This is a genomic window from Streptomyces sp. NPDC015127, from assembly GCF_043080095.1.
Lineage (GTDB): Bacteria > Actinomycetota > Actinomycetes > Streptomycetales > Streptomycetaceae > Streptomyces.
The window spans coordinates 1-22512 of the sequence record NZ_JBIBVE010000007.1 but is presented as its reverse complement, the minus strand read 5'-3'; the positions used below and the strand labels follow the sequence as shown (position 1 = coordinate 22512).

General features: G+C 68.1%; 20 protein-coding genes and 5 pseudogenes. 5 read left to right on the top strand and 20 right to left on the bottom strand.

Features of this window, described 5'->3' with window-relative positions:
• Positions 1–8: 8 nt before the first annotated feature.
• Entirely contained in the window at positions 9–377 is a 369-nt protein-coding gene (locus tag ACF08N_RS15265) for a LysR substrate-binding domain-containing protein (protein ID WP_392325384.1), read from the bottom strand.
• A gap of 6 nt (positions 378–383) precedes the next feature.
• Here ACF08N_RS15265 and ACF08N_RS15260 point away from each other — a divergent pair.
• Positions 384–1123 (top strand): annotated as a pseudogene (locus tag ACF08N_RS15260) (transposase); the annotation flags it as partial.
• Between the two features lie 78 nt (positions 1124–1201).
• On the opposite strand, the gene ACF08N_RS15255 reads toward ACF08N_RS15260, so the two are convergent.
• The gene (locus ACF08N_RS15255) at positions 1202–1513 is read right to left on the bottom strand and encodes a hypothetical protein (protein ID WP_392325079.1); all 312 of its coding nucleotides are present in this window, start codon (positions 1511–1513) and stop codon (positions 1202–1204) included.
• A gap of 439 nt (positions 1514–1952) precedes the next feature.
• On the opposite strand from ACF08N_RS15255, the pseudogene ACF08N_RS15250 reads away from it, so the two are divergent.
• Both ACF08N_RS15250 and ACF08N_RS15245 read left to right on the top strand, forming a co-directional pair.
• A pseudogene (locus ACF08N_RS15250) lies at positions 1953–2348 on the top strand (PAS domain-containing protein); the annotation flags it as partial.
• A 203-nt stretch (positions 2349–2551) separates the two neighbouring features.
• Positions 2552–2671, top strand: a pseudogene (locus ACF08N_RS15245) (helix-turn-helix domain-containing protein); the annotation flags it as partial.
• A gap of 82 nt (positions 2672–2753) precedes the next feature.
• Here the strand turns inward: ACF08N_RS15245 and ACF08N_RS15240 are convergent.
• The 5 genes and pseudogenes from ACF08N_RS15240 to ACF08N_RS15220 form a co-directional block, all read right to left on the bottom strand.
• Positions 2754–3449 carry a GNAT family N-acetyltransferase gene (locus ACF08N_RS15240; protein ID WP_392325078.1) on the bottom strand — a complete coding sequence of 232 codons (696 nt, stop codon included), beginning with the start codon at positions 3447–3449 and terminating at the stop codon, positions 2754–2756.
• A 1185-nt stretch (positions 3450–4634) separates the two neighbouring features.
• Entirely contained in the window at positions 4635–5114 is a 480-nt protein-coding gene (locus tag ACF08N_RS15235; protein ID WP_392325077.1) for a hypothetical protein, read from the bottom strand.
• 273 nt (positions 5115–5387) lie between these two features.
• The gene (locus ACF08N_RS15230; RefSeq protein ID WP_392325076.1) at positions 5388–6296 is read right to left on the bottom strand and encodes a phytanoyl-CoA dioxygenase family protein; all 909 of its coding nucleotides are present in this window, start codon (positions 6294–6296) and stop codon (positions 5388–5390) included.
• A 43-nt stretch (positions 6297–6339) separates the two neighbouring features.
• A pseudogene (locus tag ACF08N_RS15225) lies at positions 6340–7513 on the bottom strand (aspartate aminotransferase family protein).
• A gap of 104 nt (positions 7514–7617) precedes the next feature.
• Positions 7618–8490 carry a phytanoyl-CoA dioxygenase family protein gene (locus tag ACF08N_RS15220; RefSeq protein ID WP_392325075.1) on the bottom strand — a complete coding sequence of 291 codons (873 nt, stop codon included), beginning with the start codon at positions 8488–8490 and terminating at the stop codon, positions 7618–7620.
• 107 nt (positions 8491–8597) lie between these two features.
• Here ACF08N_RS15220 and ACF08N_RS15215 point away from each other — a divergent pair, with 107 nt between their 5' ends.
• On the top strand, positions 8598–9578 hold the full coding sequence (locus tag ACF08N_RS15215; RefSeq protein ID WP_392325074.1) for an alpha/beta hydrolase: 981 nt from the start codon (positions 8598–8600) through the stop codon (positions 9576–9578).
• Here ACF08N_RS15215 and ACF08N_RS15210 read toward each other — a convergent pair.
• The 11 genes and pseudogenes from ACF08N_RS15210 to ACF08N_RS15160 form a co-directional block, all read right to left on the bottom strand.
• Positions 9551–9817 (bottom strand): hypothetical protein, encoded by a 267-nt coding sequence (locus ACF08N_RS15210; RefSeq protein WP_392325073.1) that lies wholly within the window; start codon positions 9815–9817, stop codon positions 9551–9553. The genes ACF08N_RS15215 and ACF08N_RS15210 overlap by 28 nt on opposite strands.
• Positions 9818–10405: 588 nt before the next feature.
• Positions 10406–11272: an NAD(P)-binding domain-containing protein gene (locus ACF08N_RS15205; RefSeq protein ID WP_392325072.1), complete on the bottom strand. Its 867-nt coding sequence runs from the start codon at positions 11270–11272 to the stop codon at positions 10406–10408.
• The gene (locus tag ACF08N_RS15200) at positions 11269–13521 is read right to left on the bottom strand and encodes an ATP-dependent Clp protease ATP-binding subunit (RefSeq protein ID WP_392325071.1); all 2253 of its coding nucleotides are present in this window, start codon (positions 13519–13521) and stop codon (positions 11269–11271) included. The genes ACF08N_RS15205 and ACF08N_RS15200 overlap by 4 nt, the downstream gene beginning before the upstream one ends.
• Positions 13518–14960 carry a flavin monoamine oxidase family protein gene (locus ACF08N_RS15195; RefSeq protein WP_392325070.1) on the bottom strand — a complete coding sequence of 481 codons (1443 nt, stop codon included), beginning with the start codon at positions 14958–14960 and terminating at the stop codon, positions 13518–13520. Before ACF08N_RS15195 ends, ACF08N_RS15200 begins: the two co-directional genes overlap by 4 nt.
• 18 nt (positions 14961–14978) lie before the next feature.
• Positions 14979–15395 carry a YybH family protein gene (locus ACF08N_RS15190; protein ID WP_392325069.1) on the bottom strand — a complete coding sequence of 139 codons (417 nt, stop codon included), beginning with the start codon at positions 15393–15395 and terminating at the stop codon, positions 14979–14981.
• The gene (locus ACF08N_RS15185) at positions 15392–16825 is read right to left on the bottom strand and encodes an aldehyde dehydrogenase family protein (RefSeq protein WP_392325383.1); all 1434 of its coding nucleotides are present in this window, start codon (positions 16823–16825) and stop codon (positions 15392–15394) included. The genes ACF08N_RS15190 and ACF08N_RS15185 overlap by 4 nt, the downstream gene beginning before the upstream one ends.
• A 77-nt stretch (positions 16826–16902) precedes the next feature.
• Positions 16903–17685, bottom strand: coding sequence for a gamma-glutamyl-gamma-aminobutyrate hydrolase family protein (locus tag ACF08N_RS15180; protein WP_392325068.1), 783 nt, complete (start codon positions 17683–17685; stop codon positions 16903–16905).
• Entirely contained in the window at positions 17682–18791 is a 1110-nt protein-coding gene (locus tag ACF08N_RS15175; protein ID WP_392325067.1) for a Zn-dependent alcohol dehydrogenase, read from the bottom strand. The genes ACF08N_RS15180 and ACF08N_RS15175 overlap by 4 nt, the downstream gene beginning before the upstream one ends.
• Positions 18788–20164 carry a glutamine synthetase gene (locus ACF08N_RS15170; RefSeq protein ID WP_392325066.1) on the bottom strand — a complete coding sequence of 459 codons (1377 nt, stop codon included), beginning with the start codon at positions 20162–20164 and terminating at the stop codon, positions 18788–18790. The genes ACF08N_RS15175 and ACF08N_RS15170 overlap by 4 nt, the downstream gene beginning before the upstream one ends.
• The gene (locus tag ACF08N_RS15165) at positions 20157–20768 is read right to left on the bottom strand and encodes a hypothetical protein (protein ID WP_392325065.1); all 612 of its coding nucleotides are present in this window, start codon (positions 20766–20768) and stop codon (positions 20157–20159) included. The genes ACF08N_RS15170 and ACF08N_RS15165 overlap by 8 nt, the downstream gene beginning before the upstream one ends.
• A 315-nt stretch (positions 20769–21083) precedes the next feature.
• A pseudogene (locus tag ACF08N_RS15160) lies at positions 21084–21374 on the bottom strand (SDR family oxidoreductase); the annotation flags it as partial.
• On the opposite strand from ACF08N_RS15160, the gene ACF08N_RS15155 reads away from it, so the two are divergent.
• A complete protein-coding gene (locus ACF08N_RS15155; RefSeq protein WP_392325064.1) occupies positions 21289–21963 on the top strand; it encodes a 3-keto-5-aminohexanoate cleavage protein in 675 nt (224 codons plus the stop codon). The pseudogene ACF08N_RS15160 and the gene ACF08N_RS15155 sit on opposite strands and share 86 nt — an antisense overlap.
• Before the next feature lie 83 nt (positions 21964–22046).
• On the opposite strand, the gene ACF08N_RS15150 is transcribed toward ACF08N_RS15155, so the two are convergent.
• Together ACF08N_RS15150 and ACF08N_RS15145 are read right to left on the bottom strand one after the other, a co-directional pair.
• Positions 22047–22187, bottom strand: a complete 141-nt coding sequence (locus tag ACF08N_RS15150) for a hypothetical protein (RefSeq protein WP_392325382.1) — start codon at positions 22185–22187, stop codon at positions 22047–22049.
• Complete coding sequence (locus tag ACF08N_RS15145; RefSeq protein WP_392325063.1) at positions 22129–22410, bottom strand: SMR family transporter; 282 nt, start codon at positions 22408–22410, stop codon at positions 22129–22131. The genes ACF08N_RS15150 and ACF08N_RS15145 overlap by 59 nt, the downstream gene beginning before the upstream one ends.
• Positions 22411–22512 lie beyond the last annotated feature (102 nt).

Genomic DNA, 22512 nt, shown 5'->3' with positions numbered 1-22512 from the left:
CTGCCAAGTTAGGCATTCCAAGTGGTGCCCGGTAGAGGATCTCGTTGAATCACGCTATAAGCAATGCATATGGCTAGGGGCGGGCTGCCACGAGGAGAGGTGAGCTTCGAGCGCGGCACCATCGCCGAGCCCAGGCCGAGCTTCGTCCAGTCCTCCAGGACCTGGTAGCCGGCGGCTTCGCCCGGATAGGTGCGCAGGGGCATCTCATTGGCCTGGAAGAGCTGCGTGGTGAACGTGGTCAGGCCGCAGGTGTCCGGGACGAGGATGAAGCACTCCTTGCCGGCCTCTTCGAGCTCGAGGGGAGTCGGCTCTGCGGAGTCGGGGCTGACGACGACGATCGGCTCGGCGTCGATGACCCGGTGTTCGAAGCGCGGCATCGCGGTCACGGCCGCATGATCCACATCGGCCGGGAGGCGTTACGCGGCCTGCTCGCCCGCCGAGGCGTCACCTTCCAGCGCACCAAGACATGGAAGGAATCCCCCGACCCGGACCGCGAGGCGAAACTGGACCGGATCGAGGAGGTTCTGGACCGCTTCCCGGACCGGTCGCCTTCGACGAGTTCGGCCCCCTCGGAATCAGGCCCACCGCAGGCTCGGGCTGGGCCGAACGCAAACATCCCGACCGACTCCCCGCCACCTACCACCGCACCCACGGCGTGCGCTACTTCCACGGCTGCTACTCCATCGGCGACGACCGCTTGTGGGGCGTCAACCGGCGCCGCAAGGGCGCCGCCAACACGCTGGCCGCGCTGAAGTCGATCCGTGCCGCACGACCCGACGGCGCCCCGATCTACGTCATCCTGGACAACCTGTCCGCTCACAAAGGCGACGAAATCCGCCGCTGGGCAAAGAAACACAAGGTCGAGCTGTGCTTCACCCCGACCTACGCCTCATGGGCGAACCCGATCGAGGCCCGCTTCGGACCACTACGGCAGTTCACCATCGCCAACTCCAACCACCCCAACCACACCGTGCAGACCCGGGCCCTGCACGCCTACCTCCGCTGGCGCGACGCCAACGCCCGCCACCGCGACGTCCTGGCCGCCGAACGCAAGGAACGCGCCCGCATCCGCAGCGAGAAAGGCATCCGCTGGGGCGGACGACCTCTCGAAACTGCAGCTTGAACAACCCGGTGGGGAGTCGGCGACCTCGGCAATGTCAGCGGGGATTGCCAAGGCACTGCAAAGCGCCGAGAGCTTCGTCTACCGCTGGTCCGACCGTCGACGTGCGCGCCGGACGAGCATGACTACGGTCGCCATGCCCAGGACGACGAACCCTAGTGCCCCAGCCACCCCGGCTTCGAACGGCGGGCCGGAGATCGGCACGATGAGCGTCTCACCGGAAGTCGTTGTCACCTCACAACCCCGCCCGGTGATCGTGGCGCCGTAGAAGTCCGGATGCAGCTGTCCCTCCAGGCACTGTTTTGCCTTGAGGTTAGTCGCCGCCGCCCAAACGAACAGACCGCCGCAGAGCAGCATCCCGATAAGCAGGACTCTACCGATCGGCAGTTTCACGGCAAGAACCTTTCCCGTCTGGAGGGACGACCGCAGCATACGGTTGCAAGGCCGACCGACCAGCAACCAGGTGAACCTTCCCGGTCACAGCACTAGCGGACCCCGCCTCGGCTGCACGGAGTACCTCCTCCCATCGCCGGGTCCCAATCGACGCACGGATGCGAAGCGCTCGTCCCGGCCGCCAAGGCGGCCAGGGCGAGCGAGGCGGAGCCGGCCGGGACGGTCATGATCGCCACGGCCATCCACGCCGGCGGCGGCTTCGCACACGGCTTCATGGGGAGCACCAGGGAAACGCGCTGCTGCGGGAAGACGTCGCTCGCCCCGCAGCGCAGACCTCAACGGGCTGTGGAGGTCAACGGGAATTGAGAAATCTGTTGATCCATTGAGGGTTACCTCTCGGTATCCTTCAACATGCTGTTGAAGCGGAGTGGGTTGAGGGATGGTGGCAGGTATGGAACCGGCGTCGAGCAGCTCGATGCTTCCGTCGCCTGCGGCGCTGGAGGAGATGGACGCGGAGTGCATCAACCGCGTTCTCGAACTCCTCGTCACTCCTCTTCAGGCGGCGGTGCTTCAGCCGACCGAAGTGGTGCTGCACGACCTGCGCCGTATGCCGAACACTGTGCGCGCGATCGCCGGGACGGTCACCGGCCGGCATGTAGGGGACCCTCCCACGGACAAGCTGCTCGAGCGCGTCGCTGCGGGCGACCTGCGTCACGAGGTCGGTTATCGGTCCCAGCTGCCCGACGGGCGGATTCTGCAGAGCACGACGATCATCTACTCGGACAACGGCGGTCGCCCCGCGGCGGCACTGTGTCCGAACACCGATGTGTCCGCCTGGGTGTCGCTCAGGGCTGTCATGAACCGGTTCGTTCTCGGGCCCGACGGCACGTCCATGCCGCCGGCGCCTTCGATGCCGTCGGCCTGCGCGGGTCCGGCCAGGCCGGCAGCTGTCCGTGAGGGTGAGTCCTTCCTGCACAGCGTGGAGGAACCCTGCTGGTGGACGCGGCGATCGCGTCGATCGGCGTCCCGGTCGAGTAGATGCGCAAGGAGCAGAGGCTCCAGGTGGGCGCCGAGCTGGAGCGCCGTGGATTCTTCCTGGTCAAGCAAGCACCGGAGACCGCGGCCGCCGCACTCGGTGTCAGCCGCTTCACCATCTACGACTACCTCAACGAACTGAACGGCGCCGCCGAGGAATCCGCCCAGCCGGCCTGCACGTCTGCCGGACGTGCCCGACCCGCCTTCATGGCGTCTGGAATCCGCGGAAGGTCACCTGCTTCCGGACCTCGAAGCCGAGCTGCTTGTAGAGCGCGATGGCACTCGTGTTGGCCGCGGACACGTGGAGGAACGGGCGTTCGTCCCGGGCTGTGATGCGCGCGGTCAGTACGCGTATCAGGCGAGTGGCATGGCCTCGTCCACGTGCTTCGGGGGCGGTGCACACGGCGCTGATCTCGGTCCATCCCGGCGGACGCAGCCGTTCGCCGGCCATGGCGACAAGGGTGCCGTTCTCGCGGATGCCCACGTAGGTGCCGAGTTCGTGGGTACGGGGCCAGAACGGTCCGGGTTGAGTCCGTGCGGTGAGGTCCAGCATCTCGGGAACGTCGCCGGGGCCCAGTTCGACAACGCCTGTCGCGCCCTGGGCGTGTCCGGGGCGGCACCCGGCGGGGCCGACCATCTGGAGACCTTCGAGTGTGAAGACCGGTTCCCAGTCCGGCGGGGTCGCCGGGCAGTTGAACATGTCGGCGAACGCCCCTCGGCCGAGCAACCGGGCCAGGTCGGTCCACCCTGCCTCGCCCGGGTCGGTGGACACCGAAGAGAAGGTTGCGACGTCCGGCAGGTAGGAGGCCGCCCGGCCGAGTGCCCGGGCCAGGTGTGCGTGGTGGCCTCGCAGTGACTGCCCGACTGGATCGTCGAGTGCCACGGCGTCGCGGTCGGTCATCGTCCCTTGTTCTCTCTGCCGGGTCCCGTCCAGGAGACCGTGACGTCGTGGAAGGCGGGCGCGGCGGTCCGAGCCGTCATCACCTCGCAGCCGCAGTGTAGCCACGCCGAATGACGGGCTCCGCACGCATGCCGCCCTGGACAGACCCCATGCGCCCGTACGCCAAGTCGCCACCGGATGACGTGGCCTGACCCGGCACGTCCAGGGCGCACCGTGTGTGACCCCGGGCTGTGCTTGTCACCGACGCGTACTTCTGGCCTGCGGATTTGCCACCTGGCATCTGTGCCACATCAGGTCGAAGTCAGAAACTACTTGGCACACGGGTACAGCTCGAGCCTTCTTACCCTCTGTCATACCCATTCGCCATGGTGCAAGTCTCGGTGTCCGCCCTCGCCCTCATCCGGCGGAGTCAACGGAGTCCCCTACCTTCCGGCGTTCTGGCGTGCGATCGGGCCGTACCTGCCACCCCGCAACGCCTACATCCTGCTCCGCAACTCGATCTACTTCGACGGTCACGGATCCACACAGGCCCTCACCGTCCTGCTGATCTACCTGGTCGTCCCGCAGTGGCGCTTGTCCTGCTCTACCGCTTCCGCACCCCGAAGAGCCCCGTGACACCCCAGACCGAGGCCGAAGCGACCGCATTGACCGTCCCGGTAGGCGGCCTCCCGTAGAGCAGCGGTCGCCGAAGCAGGTCCGCTACGAGGCGACCGTCCTCATCGCGGCCATCAACGAGTGGCTCTGGTCGACACCCGTCGCTAGAGCTCGTAGTCCTGGGCCGGCTCCCCCCAGCAAATGCTGCGCAGCACAAGGTCGGCGTCCTCGCCCGACGGGACATCCAAGCCGGTCTGGAACCAGACCGCGGTAAGAGCGGAACGGTGCAGCACCGGGTCGAGCTCAGCGGGGACCGTTATCGAGCGGAAGGCCCCGATGCAGGCCACGGCAGGTAACACCTCAACGGGGCCGAAGACGCCGGCAGTCTGGTCCGGGCTACTCGCGGGAGGGTGGAACCAGATGGACCGGCGTGGAGGAAAGCGCACGTTCAGCCTTCTGCTGGAGGCCGCTGACCTTCATGTCATTGATGGGCGTGGCCGGCAGCTTGGGGTGTCGCCTCGGGGACGGAGTGAGGAGGGTTCGCGCTGAGCCACCGTCAGAAGTTTCCCGCGCGCTGGGTAACCCCTCTCCTCAGCGCCCCCGTCCCCACGGCAGTGTGCGATCGCCCCGATCCGACCAATTGCGCCCGTCACCCTGACGATCCTCAGCGGCGACGATGTCTGGTTCGGCGGCATCCACCTCGATCTTGTCGAGTGTCCACTCCAGACCACGCGCGATCGCGGCGATGCTCTGCGCGAACCCGACGTGTCCCCTCACCCGACCCATATCCCTCCGCGCGAGGAACTCATCCGGAGACAGCCCGAGGCCGAACTTCGCGAGGATGGCGCCGTAGCGGCTCATGTCAGCCGTACGCCGGATCGCGATCGACTCGACGCGAGTCGTGAGCCCGCTCACCACCACCCGCAGGGTGTCCATCAACCCGCCCGGATTGCACCCGGTGCCGAGTACCGAGACGCCGTTGAGCTTCGCAGCCCGGTCGAGCCGCTCGACGAGCTCCGGGTGGCTGAGACCCGGGTCGCGAAGCTCCTCGCAGATCGACACCACGTTCATGCCGCGTCCCAGGAGCGCCACCAGGGGGGATCGATGGTCTCGACCCACGAGGAAGTGGCGACGACAGCGACATCGGCGTCGGGCAGCTCGTCGACCGAGACTACGGCCGCCACCGGCGGCGCCCCCGACACCACCAACGGCAGCGGGGCGCCAGCGATGCCCGGCTGGATGTCGGCCGCGCGGACGATGCGGCAGTCGGTCCCAATGCGAGCGCCCTGGTGATCGCCAGGCCGGTGGCACCCCACCCGACGATCACCACGTCGACCACGGGCATCAGGCCTTGAGCGCCGCGGCGTCGTCGTCGAAGTCGGCGTACGAGTTGCGGGCCTCCCCGCCGTCCTTGAGGAGGAAGATCGGGTCGGCCATCGTGCCCTGGTATTCGACGAAGCCGGTGCCCGGAGGGCAGACCGACCAGCCGAGCAGCTGCTGAATGTCCTCGTCGAAGGACTTCATCACCTCAGTCGAGTACGTCAGGTAGGCGTTCTCCTCCTGGCGGAGATAGCCGAGGTCGAGGCCGAGAGTCAGGCCGATCCGGTTGCTGTCCGAGGTGTTGGTGCCGCCGCCGTGGAACGTGCCACCGACCCAGATCAGGGCCGATCCGGCGCTCATCACCGTCGGCACCGCCTCGTCGACACGCGGGCCGCGGTCGTCACCCCACTTGTGGCTTCCGGGCACCACCATGGTGCCGCCGTTCTCGGCGGTGAAGTCCGTGACCGCAACCATGATCTGCACACGGGCCTGGCGGTAGCCCTCGGGGTGCCTCCACTGCCAGACAGTGTCGTCCCGGTGCAGCGGCTGGGCACCCTCGCCCGGGTGGATGTCGATGATCGAGCTGACGCCGACCTGGTAGCTGGGGGCCAGCTCGATCAGGTCCTCGCCGACGTAAACCGGCTTCGGGACCTCGAGGAAGTGCTGGGCGATGCCGGCATAGTGCGGGTGCCGCACAGCGGTCGCCGCGTGCTGGGTGTGCTGGAAGATGCCGTACAGCCGCTTCGTGCGGTGACCGGAGAAGTCGTCCTGGCCCCACGGCGTGTTCGCCATGGCGGCGTCGATGTCCGAGCGCAGCTCCTTGAGGACGTCGGCGTCGAAGAAGTCGCGGATGATGACGCCGCCGTCACGCTCGACGACTGCGATCGCCTCCTCCGTGCTGCAGGTGGCGTCAAGGGTGGTGAGGGTGGCCATGGCGCTGCCTTTCGTGTTGCTCTGTGTTGAAAGGTGGGTCGGGTTACAGCTGCCCGAGGACCTTCTCGAGCGCCTCGGCGGTCGCCTCGACGTCGGAGGCGGTATGGGCGGTGGAGAGGAAGACCTTGCCGGAGGGCATGAACAGGAAGCGCTGGCGGACCATCCCGTCGGGGATCACTTCCCACAGACCGCCCGTGCCGTGCAGACCGGTCTCCCCGTCGGCGGGCGCGTACTGCAGGAGCGAGCCCACGCGGTTGAAGGTGCCGCTGCTCGGCACAGCGTCGAGGACGGCCCCGACGACGGCGTCGAAATACGCCGAGATCCGGCCCAAGGTGTCGTACACCGCGGGATCGGCCAGCACCCGCATCGTGGCTTCGACTGCCGCGAGGGCGATCGGGTTGCCGTTGAAGGTGCCGGCGTGGACGACGCCGTCGTCGACCTGGTCGATCAGGTCGGCGCGTCCGACGACAGCACTCTGCGTGAAGCCGCCGGCCATCGCCTTGCCGAAGACGGAGAGATCGGGGCGGACGCCGTACTTCTCCGCGGCGCCGCCGCGGGCGATCCGGAAGCCCGCGATCACCTCGTCGAAGATGAGGACGACGCCATGCTTGTCGCAGAGCGACCGCAGCTTGGGCAGGAACTCGGCGGACGGCGCCTCGACGCCCCCGTTGCTCAGGATCGGGTCGACAAGCACGGCAGCGATGTCGCGCTCCAACGCGTCCGCCAGGAGCCGCTCAGCCAGGGCGACGTCGTTGAAGCCACCCACGACCAGGTCGTCGAGCACACTGGGCGACTGCCCCTTGCTCTCCGGCGCGGCGGGCTTCCCGCGGTCGGCTTCAGCCAGACCGGCATACACCGAGTCGTGCCAGCCGTGGTAGCTGCGGGCGAACTTGAGAACGCGCCGTCGGACCGGTCGCGGCACGGGCGAGGCGTACCGCGACCTGCACGGCCTAGGTGCCCGTGTTGCTCCACAGCAACCGCTCCCCGTGAGGTACGGCGTCGAGCACGGCCTCGGCGGCCAAGTACTCGAGCTCATGGCCGGTGCCGACCACCTGCATCCGGGTCACCATCCCTGCCATCGCCTCGGTGATCCGGGGATCGCCGTGCCCGAGCACCAGCAGACCCCACGCCATCACATAGTCGAGGTAGCGGTCGCCATCGAGATCCCAGACGTGCGCACCGCGCGCCTCGCGGACGAACAGGGGGTGGGGCTGCATCGCAGCACGCAGGCCGGATCCCACTCCGCCACCGACGCTGCGCCTCGTCCTCTCGAAGGCGGTCCGCGAACTCTGCAGTGCCACGTTGACTCCCGCCCCTGTCCTCAGCCGTCGAGGCCGAGATAGTCACCGAGCTCGGCGTAGTCGACCTGCCACAGGCCAGCCGAGCCCGTGGGGTACTGAGAGCGGAAGCCGAGCATGCGCTGGACACGCGGCGACAGCGACCTGGCGATCTCCATGTCCACCAGGAACGGGTAGGCCTCCTCACCGGTGAGGAAGCCCGGGTTGAACGCGAAGGCGACGGCTCGGCGGTACTCGTTCGCGGTCCTATTGGCCCCACCACCGTGCACGGTCTTGCCGCTGAAGAAGAGCGCGTCGCCGGCGTTCATCACGGCGGGGACCGTGTCCTCCGGCGTCCCACGGTCCTCGAAGTCGTCCCAGTGGTTGCTTCCGGGGATGACCCGCGTAGCGCCGTTCTCCTCGGTGAAGTCGGTGAAGGCAATGAGGAAGTTCAGGATGACCTCGGGGCCGTTCTTGCCCAGCTGGACGAAGGGGTACCAGTTCTCGAGGTCACGGTGCAGGATCTGGGCGTCGTTGCCGGGGCCGATCTCGATCACCTGGGCAGTCGTCATCCAGTAGGTGCCGGACTGCTCGAGGAAGGTCTGGTCGCAGAGGCTGTGAACCAGGTCGTTGTCGATGATCTCGTGACGGAACGTCGGGCTGAGCGTCACCAGGTTGGTGAGTCGCTTGGTGTTGCTGCCGTGGAAGGCGGCGATCACCTCGTTCTCGTGGGTCGAGCCAGGGCGAAGGTTCTCCATCGACTGGTCCACGTCGGCGTTGAAGCGGTCAATCTGGTCGCGCGTGAGGAAGTTCTTGATGATGACGCCGCCGTCACGGGCCACGATCGCGAGGATCTCCTCGATCGGGGTGTCCCGGGAAACGGACTGCAACGACTGGGGCTGCGTGGACACGGTCATGGCGAAGTCTCCTTGTCGATCGACTTGTTCAAACGACTGTATCATTTGATTCACAGGATGGGGAAGACCCCTTCACTTCGCTTTGAACCACACCGTCGGGAGACGACATGACCCAGCCGCTCTGGCAATCACTGCTCGACGAGGAGGCACGTCAGGTGGCTCGGCAGCTGGCCGACCTGCTGCCTGGTCCGCTGCATACCCTGGGTCTTCAGGGCGTCAGGGACTTTGCGGCTCCCCAGCCTCCGCCGCGCAGCACCCCGATGGCGGCCGTGCGCGATCACCGGGTAGGCGTGCCTGCGGTGCTGGTGCGGGAGTACTGCCCCTCCGAGCAGCCGGCGTCGCCGACCGTCCTGTACGTCCACGGCGGCGGCTTCACGGTGGGCAGCCTCGATGGCGTCGACGAGCTGTGCCGACTGATCGCCGCCGGAGCGGAATGCACGGTGTTCTCGGTGGAGTACCGGCTGGCGCCAGAGCACCCGTATCCCGCCGCTCTGGACGACGTCCGCACCGCGCACGCGTGGCTCACCGCGAATGCTGCCGATCTGGGGGTCGACCCGCACCGTATCGCGGTCGCGGGCGACTCTGCCGGGGGCGGCCTGGCGGCGGCGCTCTGCCTCGACCTGCGCGACCGCGGCCTGCCGCAACCGGTCCTGCAACTTCTGGCCTACCCGGCTGTCGACGACTCGTTCGAGCGACCGTCCTGGACCGAGTTCGCCGACGCGCCGCTGCTCGGCACCGAGGACGCCCGTTGGTTCTGGCGTCAGTACGTCGGCGAGGCCGGCGTCGCTCCGGACGTGCTCGCCGCCCCGATGCGCGCAGCGAGTCTCCGTGGCCTGGCCCCGGCGCACGTGATCACCGCCGAGGTCGATCCCCTCCGCGACGACGGCGAAGCATACGCCGACCGTCTCGCAGAGGAAGGCGTGCCGGTCACGCGCCAGCGGTATCGAGGCGTCTTCCACGGGTTCTTCACCGAGGTCGACACGTTCACAGCCGCCGGAACGGCGGTGACCGACGCCTGCGGAAGGCTACGCGACGTCTTCGAATCAGGCTTGGCCGCGAATCAGCGCACCAGCATGTCGAGCGCCTGATCCGTGCCGATCCGGCGGTAGGACTCGGTGACAGGGCCACCATCCACCAGCGTCCGACGGCTGTCGACAGCCCGCTCGCGCACGTGCGCCAGGCTGCTCGGCAACTCGTGCAGCGACGACTCGCAGCCACATCCGGTTTTGAACTCGGCGCCGTCCCACCGCCGAGCGAAGTCCTCAGCCGTCATTGCGCCGTACGCATCAAGGCCAGATCGAGGGTCGAGCATGAAGGACGCGTTCATCTCCGTAGCCGGACCGAGGCCGGTGATCGTGGAGTCGGGGTTCGCGACTCGGCCCCCGGCGGAATAGGCGAAAGCGCTCGTCAGTCGCTCCAGGACCGAGTTGCGTTCGGACCAGCCTGCGGAGGGCCTCGGCCTCGAGGAGGACCGCCAGATCATCGCCGTGGGTGATCAGCTGCAAGCACAGGCCGTCGATCACCGCCACAAAGACCCTCGTCAAGGTCTCGAGGTGCTCCTCGGGAAGCGGAGCCAGCGCCTGCCGGAGGCAATCCTTCCAGGTCTGGATGAACATGTCGTAGATGCGCGACGCAAACTCCGGGTATTGCGTCTCGCCCAGAGCCAGATCTCGATCTGCGCCCGATTCGATTGGGGGCCAGGTGTTGCCAACGGCGCCCGGGCCTCGTCGGCGAACTTCCGCGTGGTTGCTCCATCGACGCCTTCGCGGGCGATGACCGTCATCGCAGCGTCGATGACGGTCATCGCCGGACCTGGGTGGGAACGCGCGCCATGGTCAATATTCCGTCCGGCCAAGTCATCTGAGCATGCGCACGCCAACAGGTCTCACGCGTGTGACTTGGCCGGGTAGCGGCCTCAGCGCCGCGATCGGCTGAGGTCGTCGTACGCCGCTGCGAGTGCCAGGTGGCCCTTCTCCTCGATGACCTCCGCCAGCACGTCGACGAAGGCGCCCAGCATGGTGGCGGGCTGCCCATTGCGCTGCATGTCCGATCGATTGACGAGCATCGAATCGAAGTGGGTTCGCATCGCGGCCTGGTCGGTGGCGAAGTCTCCGCTCTCCAAGTGCTCGACGGCAACATGGCGGGCATGCGAGGTCAGGGGGCCTCCGAGCCGTTCGTGAAACTCCAGGAAGGCGGCGGGGCTGACTCCGTAGTGCGCGGCGTAGGCGGCGGCCTCGTAGAACGCGGCCACCTCGATGTGGTGGGCGATGCCCCCAGCCGAGCCGAGGATGTTCGGGAGGGCCGGGTCCGCCCCGTCGTACGTCGGACGAGCGAGGACGGAGAGGACATCCGCGTGTTCGTCGAAGACCGAGCGGTCGCCGGCGTAGGACAGACCGGCGGAACCGGGACCCAGACCGTCCGGGTAAACGTAGATGTTCCCGTCCAGGTACCGGCCACCGCGCTCCTCCACCCAACGGCTCATCATGCGCGCCTCGTCGGGCGTGCCCCACGTGACGTTCACGACAGCGCATCCGGCGAAGTCGGCCCGATCGAGGACCGCCCGGACATGTTCGTACCGGTCGAGACAGACCACCGCCAGCGGCACGTCGCTCACAGCAGAGGCCGGGTCCTCCGCCAGCTCGGCGCCGGCCGCCACGAGGGGTTCCGCCTTCGAACTGGTTCGGTTCCAGACCTTGGTGGCCAGTCCTTGCTTCAGGAACAGCCCGGCCAGGGCCGCGCCCATAGGTCCGAGACCGAGTACCGCTACGTCGCTGCGCGTCATGGGTGCTTCTCCTTGTGTGGGGTGCACGACCGCACGGTGGCCGTGACGAGCTTTCCGTCCTCGACATCCACCACGACGGTGTCGCCCGGGGCGAGGTCGCCGGTCAGGACACTCCGCGACACGGCGGACGTGACCTGCTGCTGGACGACGCGGGCAAGCAACCGTGCGCCGTGCTCCTCGTCGTGGCCGAGCACGGCCACCAGCTCGCGGGCCTCGTCGGTCAGCCGCAGGCCGATCCCGCGATCGGCGAGTCGGGCGGCCACCGCGGCGACCTGCAGCTCCACGAGCCGGGCGACGTCCGCTCGGTGCAAGGGGGCGAGCTGGACCACGTCGTCCAACCGCGTGACGAAGTCGGCCCGGAACTGCTCAGCAACCGCAGCGGCATCGACGAGGCTCGAGGTCATCGCCAGCACCACGTTGCGGAAGCTGACGACCCGACCCTGGCTGTCGGTCAACGACCCCTGCTCCATCACCTGGCGCAGCAGCGCGTGGACGTCGGGGTGGGCCTGCTCCACGTCGTCGAGGAGCACGACCGCGTAGGGCCGGCGGCGTACCGCTTCGGTGAGCTGGCCGCCCTCCTCATAGCCCACGTAGCCCGGGGGCGCGCCGATGAGCCGGGCGACCGACTGCTTCTCGGAGTACTCCGACATGTCCAGCTGGATCAGGGCGTCGTCACTGCCGAACATGAAGTCGGCGAGCACGCGGGCGAGATGCGTCTTGCCGACACCGGACGGCCCGCAGAACAACAACGAGGCGAGCGGACGCATCGGGTCGGCGAGCCCGGCGCGCGCGTTGCGGAGGGCAGCTGACACACGGGTGACAGCGCCTTCCTGGCCTACGACGTCCTGGCCGATGCGTTCCTCCATCGTGGCGAGCTTCTCGAGCTCCGCTTCCTGCAACCGCGTGACGGGGATACCGGTCCATGCGGCGACGACCCGGGCGATGTCGTTGTCGCCGACGACGTCGCTGTCTGATGGCAGCTCCACGCTCCCCCGCCCATCGAGTTCGATCCTGCGCTGGGAGCCCGCCTCGTCGATCAGGTCGATCGCCTTGTCCGGAAGGAACCGATCGGGGATGTAGCGCTTGCTGAGCGAGACCGCCGAGACGAGTGCAGCGTCGGTGATGCGAACGCCGTGGTGCGTCTCGTAGCTGGACCGCAGTCCCCGCAGCATCGTGACCGCGCTGGCGAAGTTCGGCTCCTCCACGTGGACAGGCTGGAACCTCCGTTCCAGGGCAGCGTCCTTCTCGACATACCTGCGGTACTCGTCGAGCGTGGTCGCTCCGAGCGTGCGGAGCTCGCCGCGCGCCAGCATCGGCTTCAGGAGGTTCCCGGCGTCCACCGCGCCCTCGGCGGCGCCCGCGCCCACGATCGTGTGCAGCTCGTCGATGAACAGGACGATCCCGCCCTCTGCGTTACCCACGTCGGTCAGGATCGCCTTGATCCTGTCCTCGAACTCGCCGCGGTAGCTTGCGCCTGCCACGAGTGCACCCACGTCGAGCGCGACCAGCCGCTGGTTGCGCAAGCCGGCCGGCACGTCGCCTGCAACGATCCGCCTGGCGAGTCCCTCAGCGATCGCCGTCTTCCCGACGCCTGGATCGCCGATCAGGACAGGGTTGTTCTTGCGGCGACGGCCCAGCACCTGCACCACCCGCTCGATCTCGGCATCCCTGCCGAGAACAGGATCGAGCCTCCCCCGAAACGCCAGCTCGGTCAGGTCGCGACTGAACCGGCGGAGCTGGGTCGAGACGGGTCCAGGGCGCCACAGGACGTCGAGGTAGGTGAGCTCGGGCTCGGCGTCCTGAACCGTTGCCGGACCACGGACACGCAGGACAGCGTCGAGCATCGACCTGCGGTCGACTCCGAACGACCCGAGGATCGCCCCCGCACCGTCGCGAAAGCCCGCCAACGCGATCAGAAGGTGCTCGACGGAAACGAAGGCGTCACCGAGCTGCTTCGCCTCGTGCTCGGAGGCGCGCAGCACCGAATTCAGCGTCGTCGCTTCAGCCTCCGCATCGGCCCTGACCTTGGCGTCCAGGGCAGCGACTTCGGTGCCGAGCTCCGCGAACACCAGGCGCGTGATCGTTCCGTCCTGCTGGAGAAGCGCACGCAGGAGACTACTGGGCCCTGTGGCCGCTGTGCCGCCGGACGCGGGGGCGGCCAGGTCGAGTGCCTCAAGCGCCCGCCGCGTGTAGTCCCCCCGGAGCTCCACGCTCGAGGTGCCCTGACCGACCTCCTCGACCATGCTCATGCCCGGGCAGACTCTGACGCAGCGGACGAGGCCTTGGCACGAGCGGGCACCTTGGACTCGATCGCCTCCCGCGTCATCAGTCGCTGCGCGTCGACGGCAGCCTTCTTGCCCATCTCGATCGCGCCCTCGAACCAGACCATGAAGGTCTGGGCGATGTCGGAGGTCGCGAAGTGGAGGCGGCCTTCGGGGCGCGAGCTTTCCGCGTGGTGCTTGCTGATGATGCCGGGGGGTAGCGCCATCCAGTCGCCGTATCCCGACCACTCGTCCTCATTCCAGTCGTGGAGGTCGAAGGCGACCAGCTCGGCCTCGGGGAAGAAGGCGTGGAGGAAGCGCTCGACGCCGGCGAAGTCGGTACCGAACCGGTCCGGGTTGTCCGGGTGGTTGACGTAGAAGCCGGTCATCAGCTGACCGTTCTCACCCAGGTCGGTGTCGGTGAAGAGGATGGCTGCGCCGTTCTCCGTCTCAGCGTTGCCCAGTGCGAACGGAAGGTGAGGCGCGTTCTTCACCTGGGCGTGGACCTTGATCGCGCACGAGTTTTGGTTACCGTCACCGACCATCGCCAGCTTGCCTGCGCTCAGCGGCGGGTCGAAAGTGATGTTCTTCCAGCACGCGACCGGAGTCGCGACCACGACGGTGCTCGCGGTGAAGGTGTCGCCGGCTGCCGTCGTGACCGTCGCTCCGCTGTCATCCTGACGGACTGAAGAGACGGGCGTGCCGAGCCGTACGTCGGCGCCAGAGTCCGCCGCCATGGCGTCGACCAGCGTGCTGATCCCCTCCTCCGTGTACTCATCCAGGACGCCCCACGCGCGGATCAGGCTGTAGTCCAGCTGGGCGACGAACTGCAGCGGCGGCAGCGCCGAGACCTCATGCGGGTAGCGACCTGTGAAGAAGGTGCTCAGGAAGGTGAAGAAGCCGCGGGTGCCGGGACCGACCTTGAGGTTGTCCAGGTACTCGCTGAACGGGATGTCCAGATCGGCCAGGTTCTGCCGATCCAGCGGAATACCCAGCGTGATGCGCTTGGCGTCGCTGAGGATCTGGTGTGCCGCCCGCTCGAAGTCGAAGATCTCCTCCAGAGGCACCGGCAGTGGACCGGGGTTGTACTGGCCGCGGTCGATGGTCGGGTAGCACTCGGGCATCGTGCTGTGCACGACCGTGAGTCCGTAGCGCTCGATCTCGGCCATCACGTTGACCTGGCGGTCGGACCAGACGTACTGGCCACCGTGCTCGATGACGCCTTCCCAGTCACCGATCCGGCCGCGCTCGGAAAAGACCCGACCACCGAGACGGTCACGCGCCTCCAGCAGCAGGACCGAATAGCCCTGCTCGGCCAGGTCGCGACAGGCCGTCACGCCTGCGAAGCCTCCGCCGATCACGACGGTGTCGAAGTCATGCTTGGTCATCTCGAACCCCTTTGTGATGCGTCGACCCCGGACTTCCATCGCGGGGTGCAGTGTCGGTCAGGCAATGCCAGCCGCGGCGAACTTCTCCGCGATTCCGGCTTCGTCGGAGAAAGCAACCTCGCGCACGACCTTGAGCGTGGTGAGGTCGAACTGGTACGCCACGAACAACGGCCAGCTGATCGTGACCTTGTCGCCCGACGGCGTCTCTGCACTCATCGACGCTTCGAGCGTGACGGCAAGGACGTCATCGACCCGGTGCACGGTCGCGAGATCTACCGAGAAGCCACTGCCGGCGGACCACAGCTTCTGTACGTACTCCTTGAGGGCGGCCTTGTCCCTCTCCTTGCCGTTCTCAAGGAAGACAAGGGCGTCGTCGTAACAGGCCATCAACGCGTCGATGTCCTGGGCCTCCATCGCCGCGGCCATTTCGCCAAGACGGTCCTGGAGGGCGTCGTGTTCCTGCGTCGTGCTCATGATGCTCCTTCGATGTTGATCCACGTGGTCTTCAGTGAGGTGTACTTCTCCAGGCCGTGCACGCTCCGGTCTGCGCCGTGGCCTGACAGCTTGTGCCCGCCGAAGGGGACAGAGCTGTCGCCCTCCTCGTAGCAGTTGACCCAGACCAGTCCGGCGTCGATCTCGCGCGAAAGGCGGTGCGCCCGGCTGAGGTCCGCGGTCCAGATGGCCGAGCCGAGGCCGTAGTCGGAGTTGTTCGCGATGGCGATCGCCTCCTCCTCGGTGGAGAAGGTGAGCACCGACAGGACCGGGCCGAAGATCTCGTGCTGGGCGAGCCGGCTGTCAGGATCGACGTCGGTGAAGACCGCGGGCGAGACGTACAACCCGTCGTCACGCTTCTCGTCCGAGCCCATCACCAGGGTGGCGCCGTCGGCGATGCCCTTGCGGATCTCGTCCACGACGTCGTCGCGGTGGACGGCGTACGCCAGGGGGCCCATGGTGGTGGCCGGGTCCAGCGGATCGCCGATCACGTGGGCCTCGAGGTGCTTGACGACCCGGGCGACGAAGTCGTCACGGATCTCCTCGTGCACCACCAGCCGTGAACCGGCGGTGCACATCTGGCCACTGTTGAAGGAGATGGCCCAGGCAGCCGTGGCCGCCGCCTTGTCGAGGTCCGGCGCGTCCGGGAAGACGATGTTGGGCGACTTGCCGCCCAGCTCGAGCGAGACCGGCTTGGCGTTGGACTCCCCCGCGTAGGTCAGCAGCTTCTTGCCAACCTCGGTGGAGCCCGTGAACGTGAGCGTGGCGACGTCATCGTGGAGCGCCAGCGCGGAGCCCACGACGGAGCCGCTGCCGGTCACAACCTGCAGGACACCCGCCGGGAGCCCGGCCAGAGCGGAGAGCTCGGCGGCCCGAAGCAGCGACAACGGCGTCTGCGTGGCCGGCTTGACCACGACGCTGTTGCCTGCGGCGAGCGCCGCCGGGATCTTGAACATCGCGAGCGTCATCGGGAAGTTCCACGGCGTGATCGCACCGACGACGCCGAGGGGCTCACGCGTCACCAAGGCCAGGGCACCGTTGCGGCCTCGCGGTGACTCGTCGTACAGCTTGTCGACGAGCTCGCCGTACCAGCGGATCGTGTTGATCGTCGTCCGGAGCTCGACGTTCCAAGCGACGGTGACCGGCTTGCCCATCTCCAGCGCGAGCAGTAGCGCCAGCTCGTCGCGGTGTTCGTCCAGGAGGTCCGCCCAGCGGAGGAGCACCTCGCCGCGCTGGCGCGGCTCGAGGAGGGACCAGCTGCCCCGCTCGAAGGTCCGACGTGCACTCTGCACGGCACGGTCGACATCTGCGGCGTCCGCGCTGGTCACGTTGGCGATCACGGATCCGTCGCGCGGGCTGATCAGCGGGAGGGTCCGCCCGGACGCCTGGTCCCAGGCACCGTCGATCCACATCGCCGACGGGATCGCCGTGCGCGCCTGCAGGTCGAGCCAGTCGTCGAGGCTGGTCAGCGTGCTCACGCGGGGCGTTGTCATGCCATGGCCTTTCTGTCGAGGACCAGCTCGTCGGCGGTACGCCGCGATGCCGCGTCCACCAGCCAGTCGAAGATCGGTTCGGGTTGGGTGGCGGTCCACTCGGGATGCCACTGCACTCCCACGACCGGGCGGTCGGCGAGCTCGATGCACTCGACCACCCCGTCCGGCGTACGGCCCACCACGCGGAGGCCGTTGCCGGGACGGTCGACCGCCTGGTGGTGCCAGGAGTTCGTCACGCGCCGAGCGCCGTAGACCACGTGCGGCACGGACCCCTCGGCGAACTCCACCACGTGGCCCGGGTCGCCGTCGCTGGGCGCGGCGTAGGAAGCCGAATGCACGATCGGTCCCTCGTCGAGGTGCTCGATGAGGGTGCCGCCCAGCACGACGTTGAGCAGCTGGTGGCCGCGGCACACGCCGAGCAGTGGCGTTCCGGAATCAACCGCGGCGACGATCAGCGCGGCTTCGTAGGCGTCGCGCTCGGCGTCGTGGGCGTCGTGGTCCCACCGGGGATCCACGGTCGGGTCGACCGCGGCGAGCCCACCCCAGCGGGCAGGATGCACGTCCTGGCCGCCGGTGACGACGATGCCGTCCAACCGAGCGACGACGTCGGCCGCATCGGCCGCGAACGGGATGAGGACGGGGATGCCGCCGGCTGCGGCGACGCCGTCGGCGAACGCCGAGAAGTAGCTGCCGATCCGCTGCTCGCGGAACCGCTCGGAGGTGTTCGCCACCATGCCCAGCGCGAGCTGGCGGCCGGTGATGCCGATCAGCGGCTTCATGCCCGGCCTCCGATGCGCGCCACGACACGGATCTCGTCACCCGAGGCGAGCGCCTTGAAAGCCTCGTTGATGGTGGCCAGGTCGAACTCGGCGGTGACCAGGTCGTCGAGTCGCAGGACGCCCATCCGGTTGAACTCGGCGTACATGGGGATGTCGACCTTGAAGTGGTTCGACCCCATGAAGCAGCCTTGCAGGCGCTTCTCCTCGAGGAACAGCTCGGCGCCGCGAATGTCGATCTGGTGCCCGTCCGGGATCATCCCCATCACGGTGGCCGTCCCTCCGGCGCGCAGCATCGCGAATGCCTGCCCGACCGTGCGGCCCGACCCGACGGCCTCGAAGGCGTGGTGGACGCCGCCGCCCGAAAGGGCCCGGACGGCGGCAACAACGTCACCGTCGCGCGCATCGACGACATCGGTGGCGCCGAACTCGAGGGCCTGCCGCAGCTTCTTCGGTACGACGTCGACGCCGATCACCTGCGAAGCGCCGGCCAGTCGTGCGGCCTGGAGAGCGGCGAAGCCGACACCCCCGAGCCCGATCACGGCCACTGACTGCCCGGGGCGGACCCGCGCGCTGTGCAGGACCGCGCCCATGCCCGTCGTGACCGCGCAGCCGAGGATGCTCGCGGTGGCGGGCCGGACCTCGTCGGAAATGGCCACGAGGGAGTTCTGGTGCACCAGCGTCATCTCGGCGAACCCGCCGATACCCGCGGTGGGCCGAACCGCTTCGCCGCGCGCGTTGGTGAGCCGCGGCCTCGGGCGCTCCTGCTGGAGCCGGCCGCGATCGGCGCACAGGGTCTGCCGACCGTCGAGACAGTAGGAGCAGGTCCCACAGAAGACCGACAGGCAGGTGACGACGCGGTCGCCGGGCACGAACCCAACGACGGCGCTGCCGACCTCGACGACTTCCCCCACGACCTCGTGCCCAAGGACGATCGGCACGGTCGTCTCGAACGTGCCGTCGATCTCGTGCAGGTCGGAGTGGCACAGCCCGGCGTGCTCGACCCTGACCAGGACCTCCTCGGGAGCCGGGTCGTCGAGGAGTAGCTCCTCGACCTCCAGCTGTCCGGGCGCGCGGTTGAGGACCGCGGCCGCGATGCGCCTGCTCATACGAGCTCGAAGTAGCGGGCGGACTCCCACGGCGTGAGTCCGGCGTCCGGGTCGCCGCCGCCCATGGTGTGGAAGGCCAGCCACTCCCAGCGGCGGGTACCGAGCCAGTACCTCACGAACTCCTCACCCAGCACCTCGGGGAGGACCTTGTCAGCCTCGAGCGCAGCAGCGGCCTCGGTGATGGTGGTCGGGATCAGTTCCACGCCCGTGCTCTCGGGCCGGCACCACGCCAGCCCAGCGAGCGGCTCCGGGGGCTGCACGTGGTTGATCACGCCGTAGAGCCCCGCGCCGGCGACCGCGGCCGCGACCAGGTAGACGTTGGAGTCCGAGCCCGGCAGCCGGTACTCGATGCGGGAGTAGGCGGGGTGGCCGGTGATGGCGCGCACGGCGGTGGTCTTGTTGTGGTGCCCCCAGGTGACGGTGGTCGGGGGGCCTTCCAGCGGAATGAGCCGGCGGTATGAGGTGATGAACGGAAGAGCGATCGAGGTGGTTCCTGCCATCGCTGCCATGACGCCGCCGATGAAATGCTCCATGACTTCGGAGGCGCCATCGGGGCTGTAGAAGGCGTTGCCCTCGGCGTCGGTGAGCGAGAGATTGATGTGGGACGCCTGGCCCCACGCATCGGACCACTTGGCCATGAAGGTGACTGTGCGAGCGAGCTCGTAGGCGACCTCGCGCATGATCTGGCGCGTGCGTGCCCAGCGGTCCGCGACATCGACGACGTCCCCGACCGCGACGTTGATCTCGACCTGGCCGGCCGCGGCCTCGTCGTTCCACGCCTCCCAGGCGATCCCGACCCAGCGCAGCCGCTGCTCGACCGCCTCGAGGTACTCGCGCCAGTCAGCGGACTTACCCAGGACATAGGCCGATCCGGCCGTCCCGCCGAGCGGCGTGAGGCCTTGGTAGCCCTTGGCGCGAGCCGTCTGAACGGACTCCTCGAAGATGGTGGCCTCGATCTCGACGGCGCCCTTGACGCCGAACCCCAGCTCTGCGGCCTGCGCGGTGACCTTACGCAACAGGTTGCGCGGACACACACTCACCGGCTCGCCCTCCTGAGTCCAGAAGTCACCGATCACCGCCGCGACGCCGGGCCGCCACACGCACAGCGTCTTGAGGTCGGGACGCAGGAAGATGTCATCCATCTCGCCGCGCCAAGACGGGAACGCGACCCCGAGCACCGGGAAGTTGCCCAGGTCATTGCCGAAGACGATGTCCGCGAACGGGTAACCCTGTTCGAGTCCGCCGAGGAACTTCTCGCACGACAACGTCTTCCCGATGAAGGTGCCGTCCAGGTTCGTGGTCTGGATCTGCACCGAGGTGATCTCGTTGTCGACCATCCACTGCTTGATCTCTGAAGCCTGCGTCTCAACCACCGAACCGCACCTTCCAGTGAGCACCGCACATCGCTGACAGGTGTGCGCCAGATCCGACGACCGTGACCGCCCCAGCGGCGACCGCGTAGAGAAAGTGGTCGACCTGGCCGCTGAGAACCGCCGAGAGGGCCGACCCGTAGCCATGGACCTCGTACACGTCGCCTCCCTCACCGAAAGCGATCTCGGCCTCCTCGTCGAGGCAGACCAGGACCAGGCGGCCGGGGAAGCCGGGCGTGCCCTGGTTCACCTCCCAGAAGTGGGCGGCCGCTTCGCGCCAGGAGGGCAGCGGCGGCGAAAGCAGCTGAGCGGCCGCGAGGCCGACCGGGTCCGTCGTCTCGCCGACGGTGTACTCCGGGTCGAACAGCAGGTCCGCCTGCTCCGCGCCGTGAGCGAGCCCGTGGCTCACGAGCACGCCGGACCCGTCGAACGTCAGCGACGCGGACTGCGCGTCGGTGACCGAGCGCAGCGCGATGGCGCCGTTGGTCTGCATGATCAGCTCGCGCAGCTCCGGGGCCTGGGCACTGGCCCGGAGGGTCCGGGCCAACGAGAGCACGAGCGGCGTGGGGTCGGCCTCCGTGGCGACAATTGCTGCTGGGCTGTTCATGACTCACCTGCTTCATCGCTGATCGAACGACTAGATCGATTGACCGAGTATGGCCCGGGTCACCCCGGCCGTCAATGGTCAAATGACCCGGGTTCCAGAGATCAGGACGCCCCCGGCGAGCCGGGTGAGGTCGCGTCGGGAGCTCACCGGACCTGTCGGTTCGAGCAGGCAACAGATCGCCCCGACCCCCCTACGGGGTCGGGGCGATCTGTCGTTCGGGGCGTCAGGCATGCGCGGCCGGCGACAGCAGCGCGGCCGCGACGTGGGGGCATCCACTGCAGGAACGCCGCCGAGGACGGTGGCCAGGTAGAGGTTTCAGGAGGCGAGGGTTCCGAGGTCGACCGGGAGGCATGTGCCGGTGATGGCCGACGCCTCTTCCGAGGCGAGGTAGGCGATGGCACTGGCTACCTCGCCGGTCTCAGCGAACCGTTTGATCGGCTGGCGCCCGAGCAGCCCGTCGAGGACTTCCTGTTCGGTGGCGTTGCGCAGTCTGACCTGTTCGGCAAGCTGCGTCTCCACCATGGGCGTGCGCATCCGGGTCGGCGCGACAGCGTTGACGGTGAGGCCGTGCGCCGCACCCTCGAGCGCAGCCGCCTTCACCAGGCCGAAGAGCCCGTGTGAACTACGAGAGCTTTCCCGACCCTGCGCGCTGGCCCAGGGTGAACTCGGACTGGGAGCGGGAGGTCATGGAGAACGCCGGTTCCGGGACGTTCGTCCACACCTCGCGATGCTGCGCGAGGTGGCGGCCGCGGCCAAGGATGCCGGCGCCACGCCGGAGCTGGAGACCTACGACCTCGGCCATCTGTACATGGCACGGCAGCTGATCGAGGAGCGGACGCTGCAGGGGCCGGTCCGCATCCAGCTCGTGCTCGGTGTCCTTGGCGGTGCAGGAAACGAGCTCGAGGACCTCTTCGCCCTCCGGGAGCGTGCCCAGAAGGTCCTTGGCGACCAACTCTGCGACCTCGGGGTGGCTGCGGTGGGTTATCCGATGCAGTTCCGGCACGCAGCAACCGCTCTGGGTCTGGGCATGGACTGCCGCGTCGGCATGGAGGACAGCCTCCGGGTCAAGCGAACTCAGCCGGTGCGTGACAACGCGGAGATGGTCGAGGTCGCGGTCCAGCTCGCGGACCTTCTGGGACGCCCGATCGCAACTCCCGATGAGCTGCGGTCCCGACTCACCCGTTGGGTGAGCTGATGGGATCGTCCTGCTCCTCCTTACAGGTGCGTCGCTCCTCCGACTGACTCGCCTTGCGCGTGGGCGACCAGCGCAGCGAAGGCCTATCGCGTGGCGCCCAGCTCGATGATCAGCACGCCGACCGCGATGAGTCCGATACCTGCCACCGAGAGCCGGCTGAGGCGCTCATTGAAGAGCCACTTCGATGCGACCGCGGTAGCGGCAACGCCGCATGCCGCCCAGATGCCGTAGACGATTCCCAGAGAGGCGCGCTTGGGCCAGGGCTCCGGTCAGCGCGGCGAACGCACCGACGTACCCGAAGAGCGCCAAGGCGAGCCAGCGACGGTCGCGGGTCGTGGCGACCTTGAGGGAGAGTGTGGCGCCGACCTCAACGCATATCGCGACCGCCACCAGGGCGACGGGCGGCATCCATCCCGCCGTCGCCGAGGCCGCCGTCTTCGGCGCCACCCGCCGTACGCTGGGACGAAAGGCCCTGCGTGGCCGTCGTCCTGAAGAACGGCGCCCCGATGGACGCCGCGACGCTGCGGGAACACCTGGCCGAGAACTGGG

Coding starts and splice junctions, on each gene's coding strand:
- ACF08N_RS15265 (WP_392325384.1), bottom strand. CDS start 377: ATGCCGCGCTTCGAACACCGGGTCATCGACGCCGAGCCGATCGTCGTC.
- ACF08N_RS15240 (WP_392325078.1), bottom strand. CDS start 3,449: ATGACCGACCGCGACGCCGTGGCACTCGACGATCCAGTCGGGCAGTCA.
- ACF08N_RS15235 (WP_392325077.1), bottom strand. CDS start 5,114: ATGAACGTGGTGTCGATCTGCGAGGAGCTTCGCGACCCGGGTCTCAGC.
- ACF08N_RS15230 (WP_392325076.1), bottom strand. CDS start 6,296: ATGGCCACCCTCACCACCCTTGACGCCACCTGCAGCACGGAGGAGGCG.
- ACF08N_RS15220 (WP_392325075.1), bottom strand. CDS start 8,490: ATGACCGTGTCCACGCAGCCCCAGTCGTTGCAGTCCGTTTCCCGGGAC.
- ACF08N_RS15215 (WP_392325074.1), top strand. CDS start 8,598: ATGACCCAGCCGCTCTGGCAATCACTGCTCGACGAGGAGGCACGTCAG.
- ACF08N_RS15210 (WP_392325073.1), bottom strand. CDS start 9,817: ATGAACGCGTCCTTCATGCTCGACCCTCGATCTGGCCTTGATGCGTAC.
- ACF08N_RS15205 (WP_392325072.1), bottom strand. CDS start 11,272: ATGACGCGCAGCGACGTAGCGGTACTCGGTCTCGGACCTATGGGCGCG.
- ACF08N_RS15200 (WP_392325071.1), bottom strand. CDS start 13,521: ATGAGCATGGTCGAGGAGGTCGGTCAGGGCACCTCGAGCGTGGAGCTC.
- ACF08N_RS15195 (WP_392325070.1), bottom strand. CDS start 14,960: ATGGAAGTCCGGGGTCGACGCATCACAAAGGGGTTCGAGATGACCAAG.
- ACF08N_RS15190 (WP_392325069.1), bottom strand. CDS start 15,395: ATGAGCACGACGCAGGAACACGACGCCCTCCAGGACCGTCTTGGCGAA.
- ACF08N_RS15185 (WP_392325383.1), bottom strand. CDS start 16,825: ATGTGGATCGACGGTGCCTGGGACCAGGCGTCCGGGCGGACCCTCCCG.
- ACF08N_RS15180 (WP_392325068.1), bottom strand. CDS start 17,685: ATGAAGCCGCTGATCGGCATCACCGGCCGCCAGCTCGCGCTGGGCATG.
- ACF08N_RS15175 (WP_392325067.1), bottom strand. CDS start 18,791: ATGAGCAGGCGCATCGCGGCCGCGGTCCTCAACCGCGCGCCCGGACAG.
- ACF08N_RS15165 (WP_392325065.1), bottom strand. CDS start 20,768: ATGAACAGCCCAGCAGCAATTGTCGCCACGGAGGCCGACCCCACGCCG.
- ACF08N_RS15155 (WP_392325064.1), top strand. CDS start 21,289: ATGGGCGTGCGCATCCGGGTCGGCGCGACAGCGTTGACGGTGAGGCCG.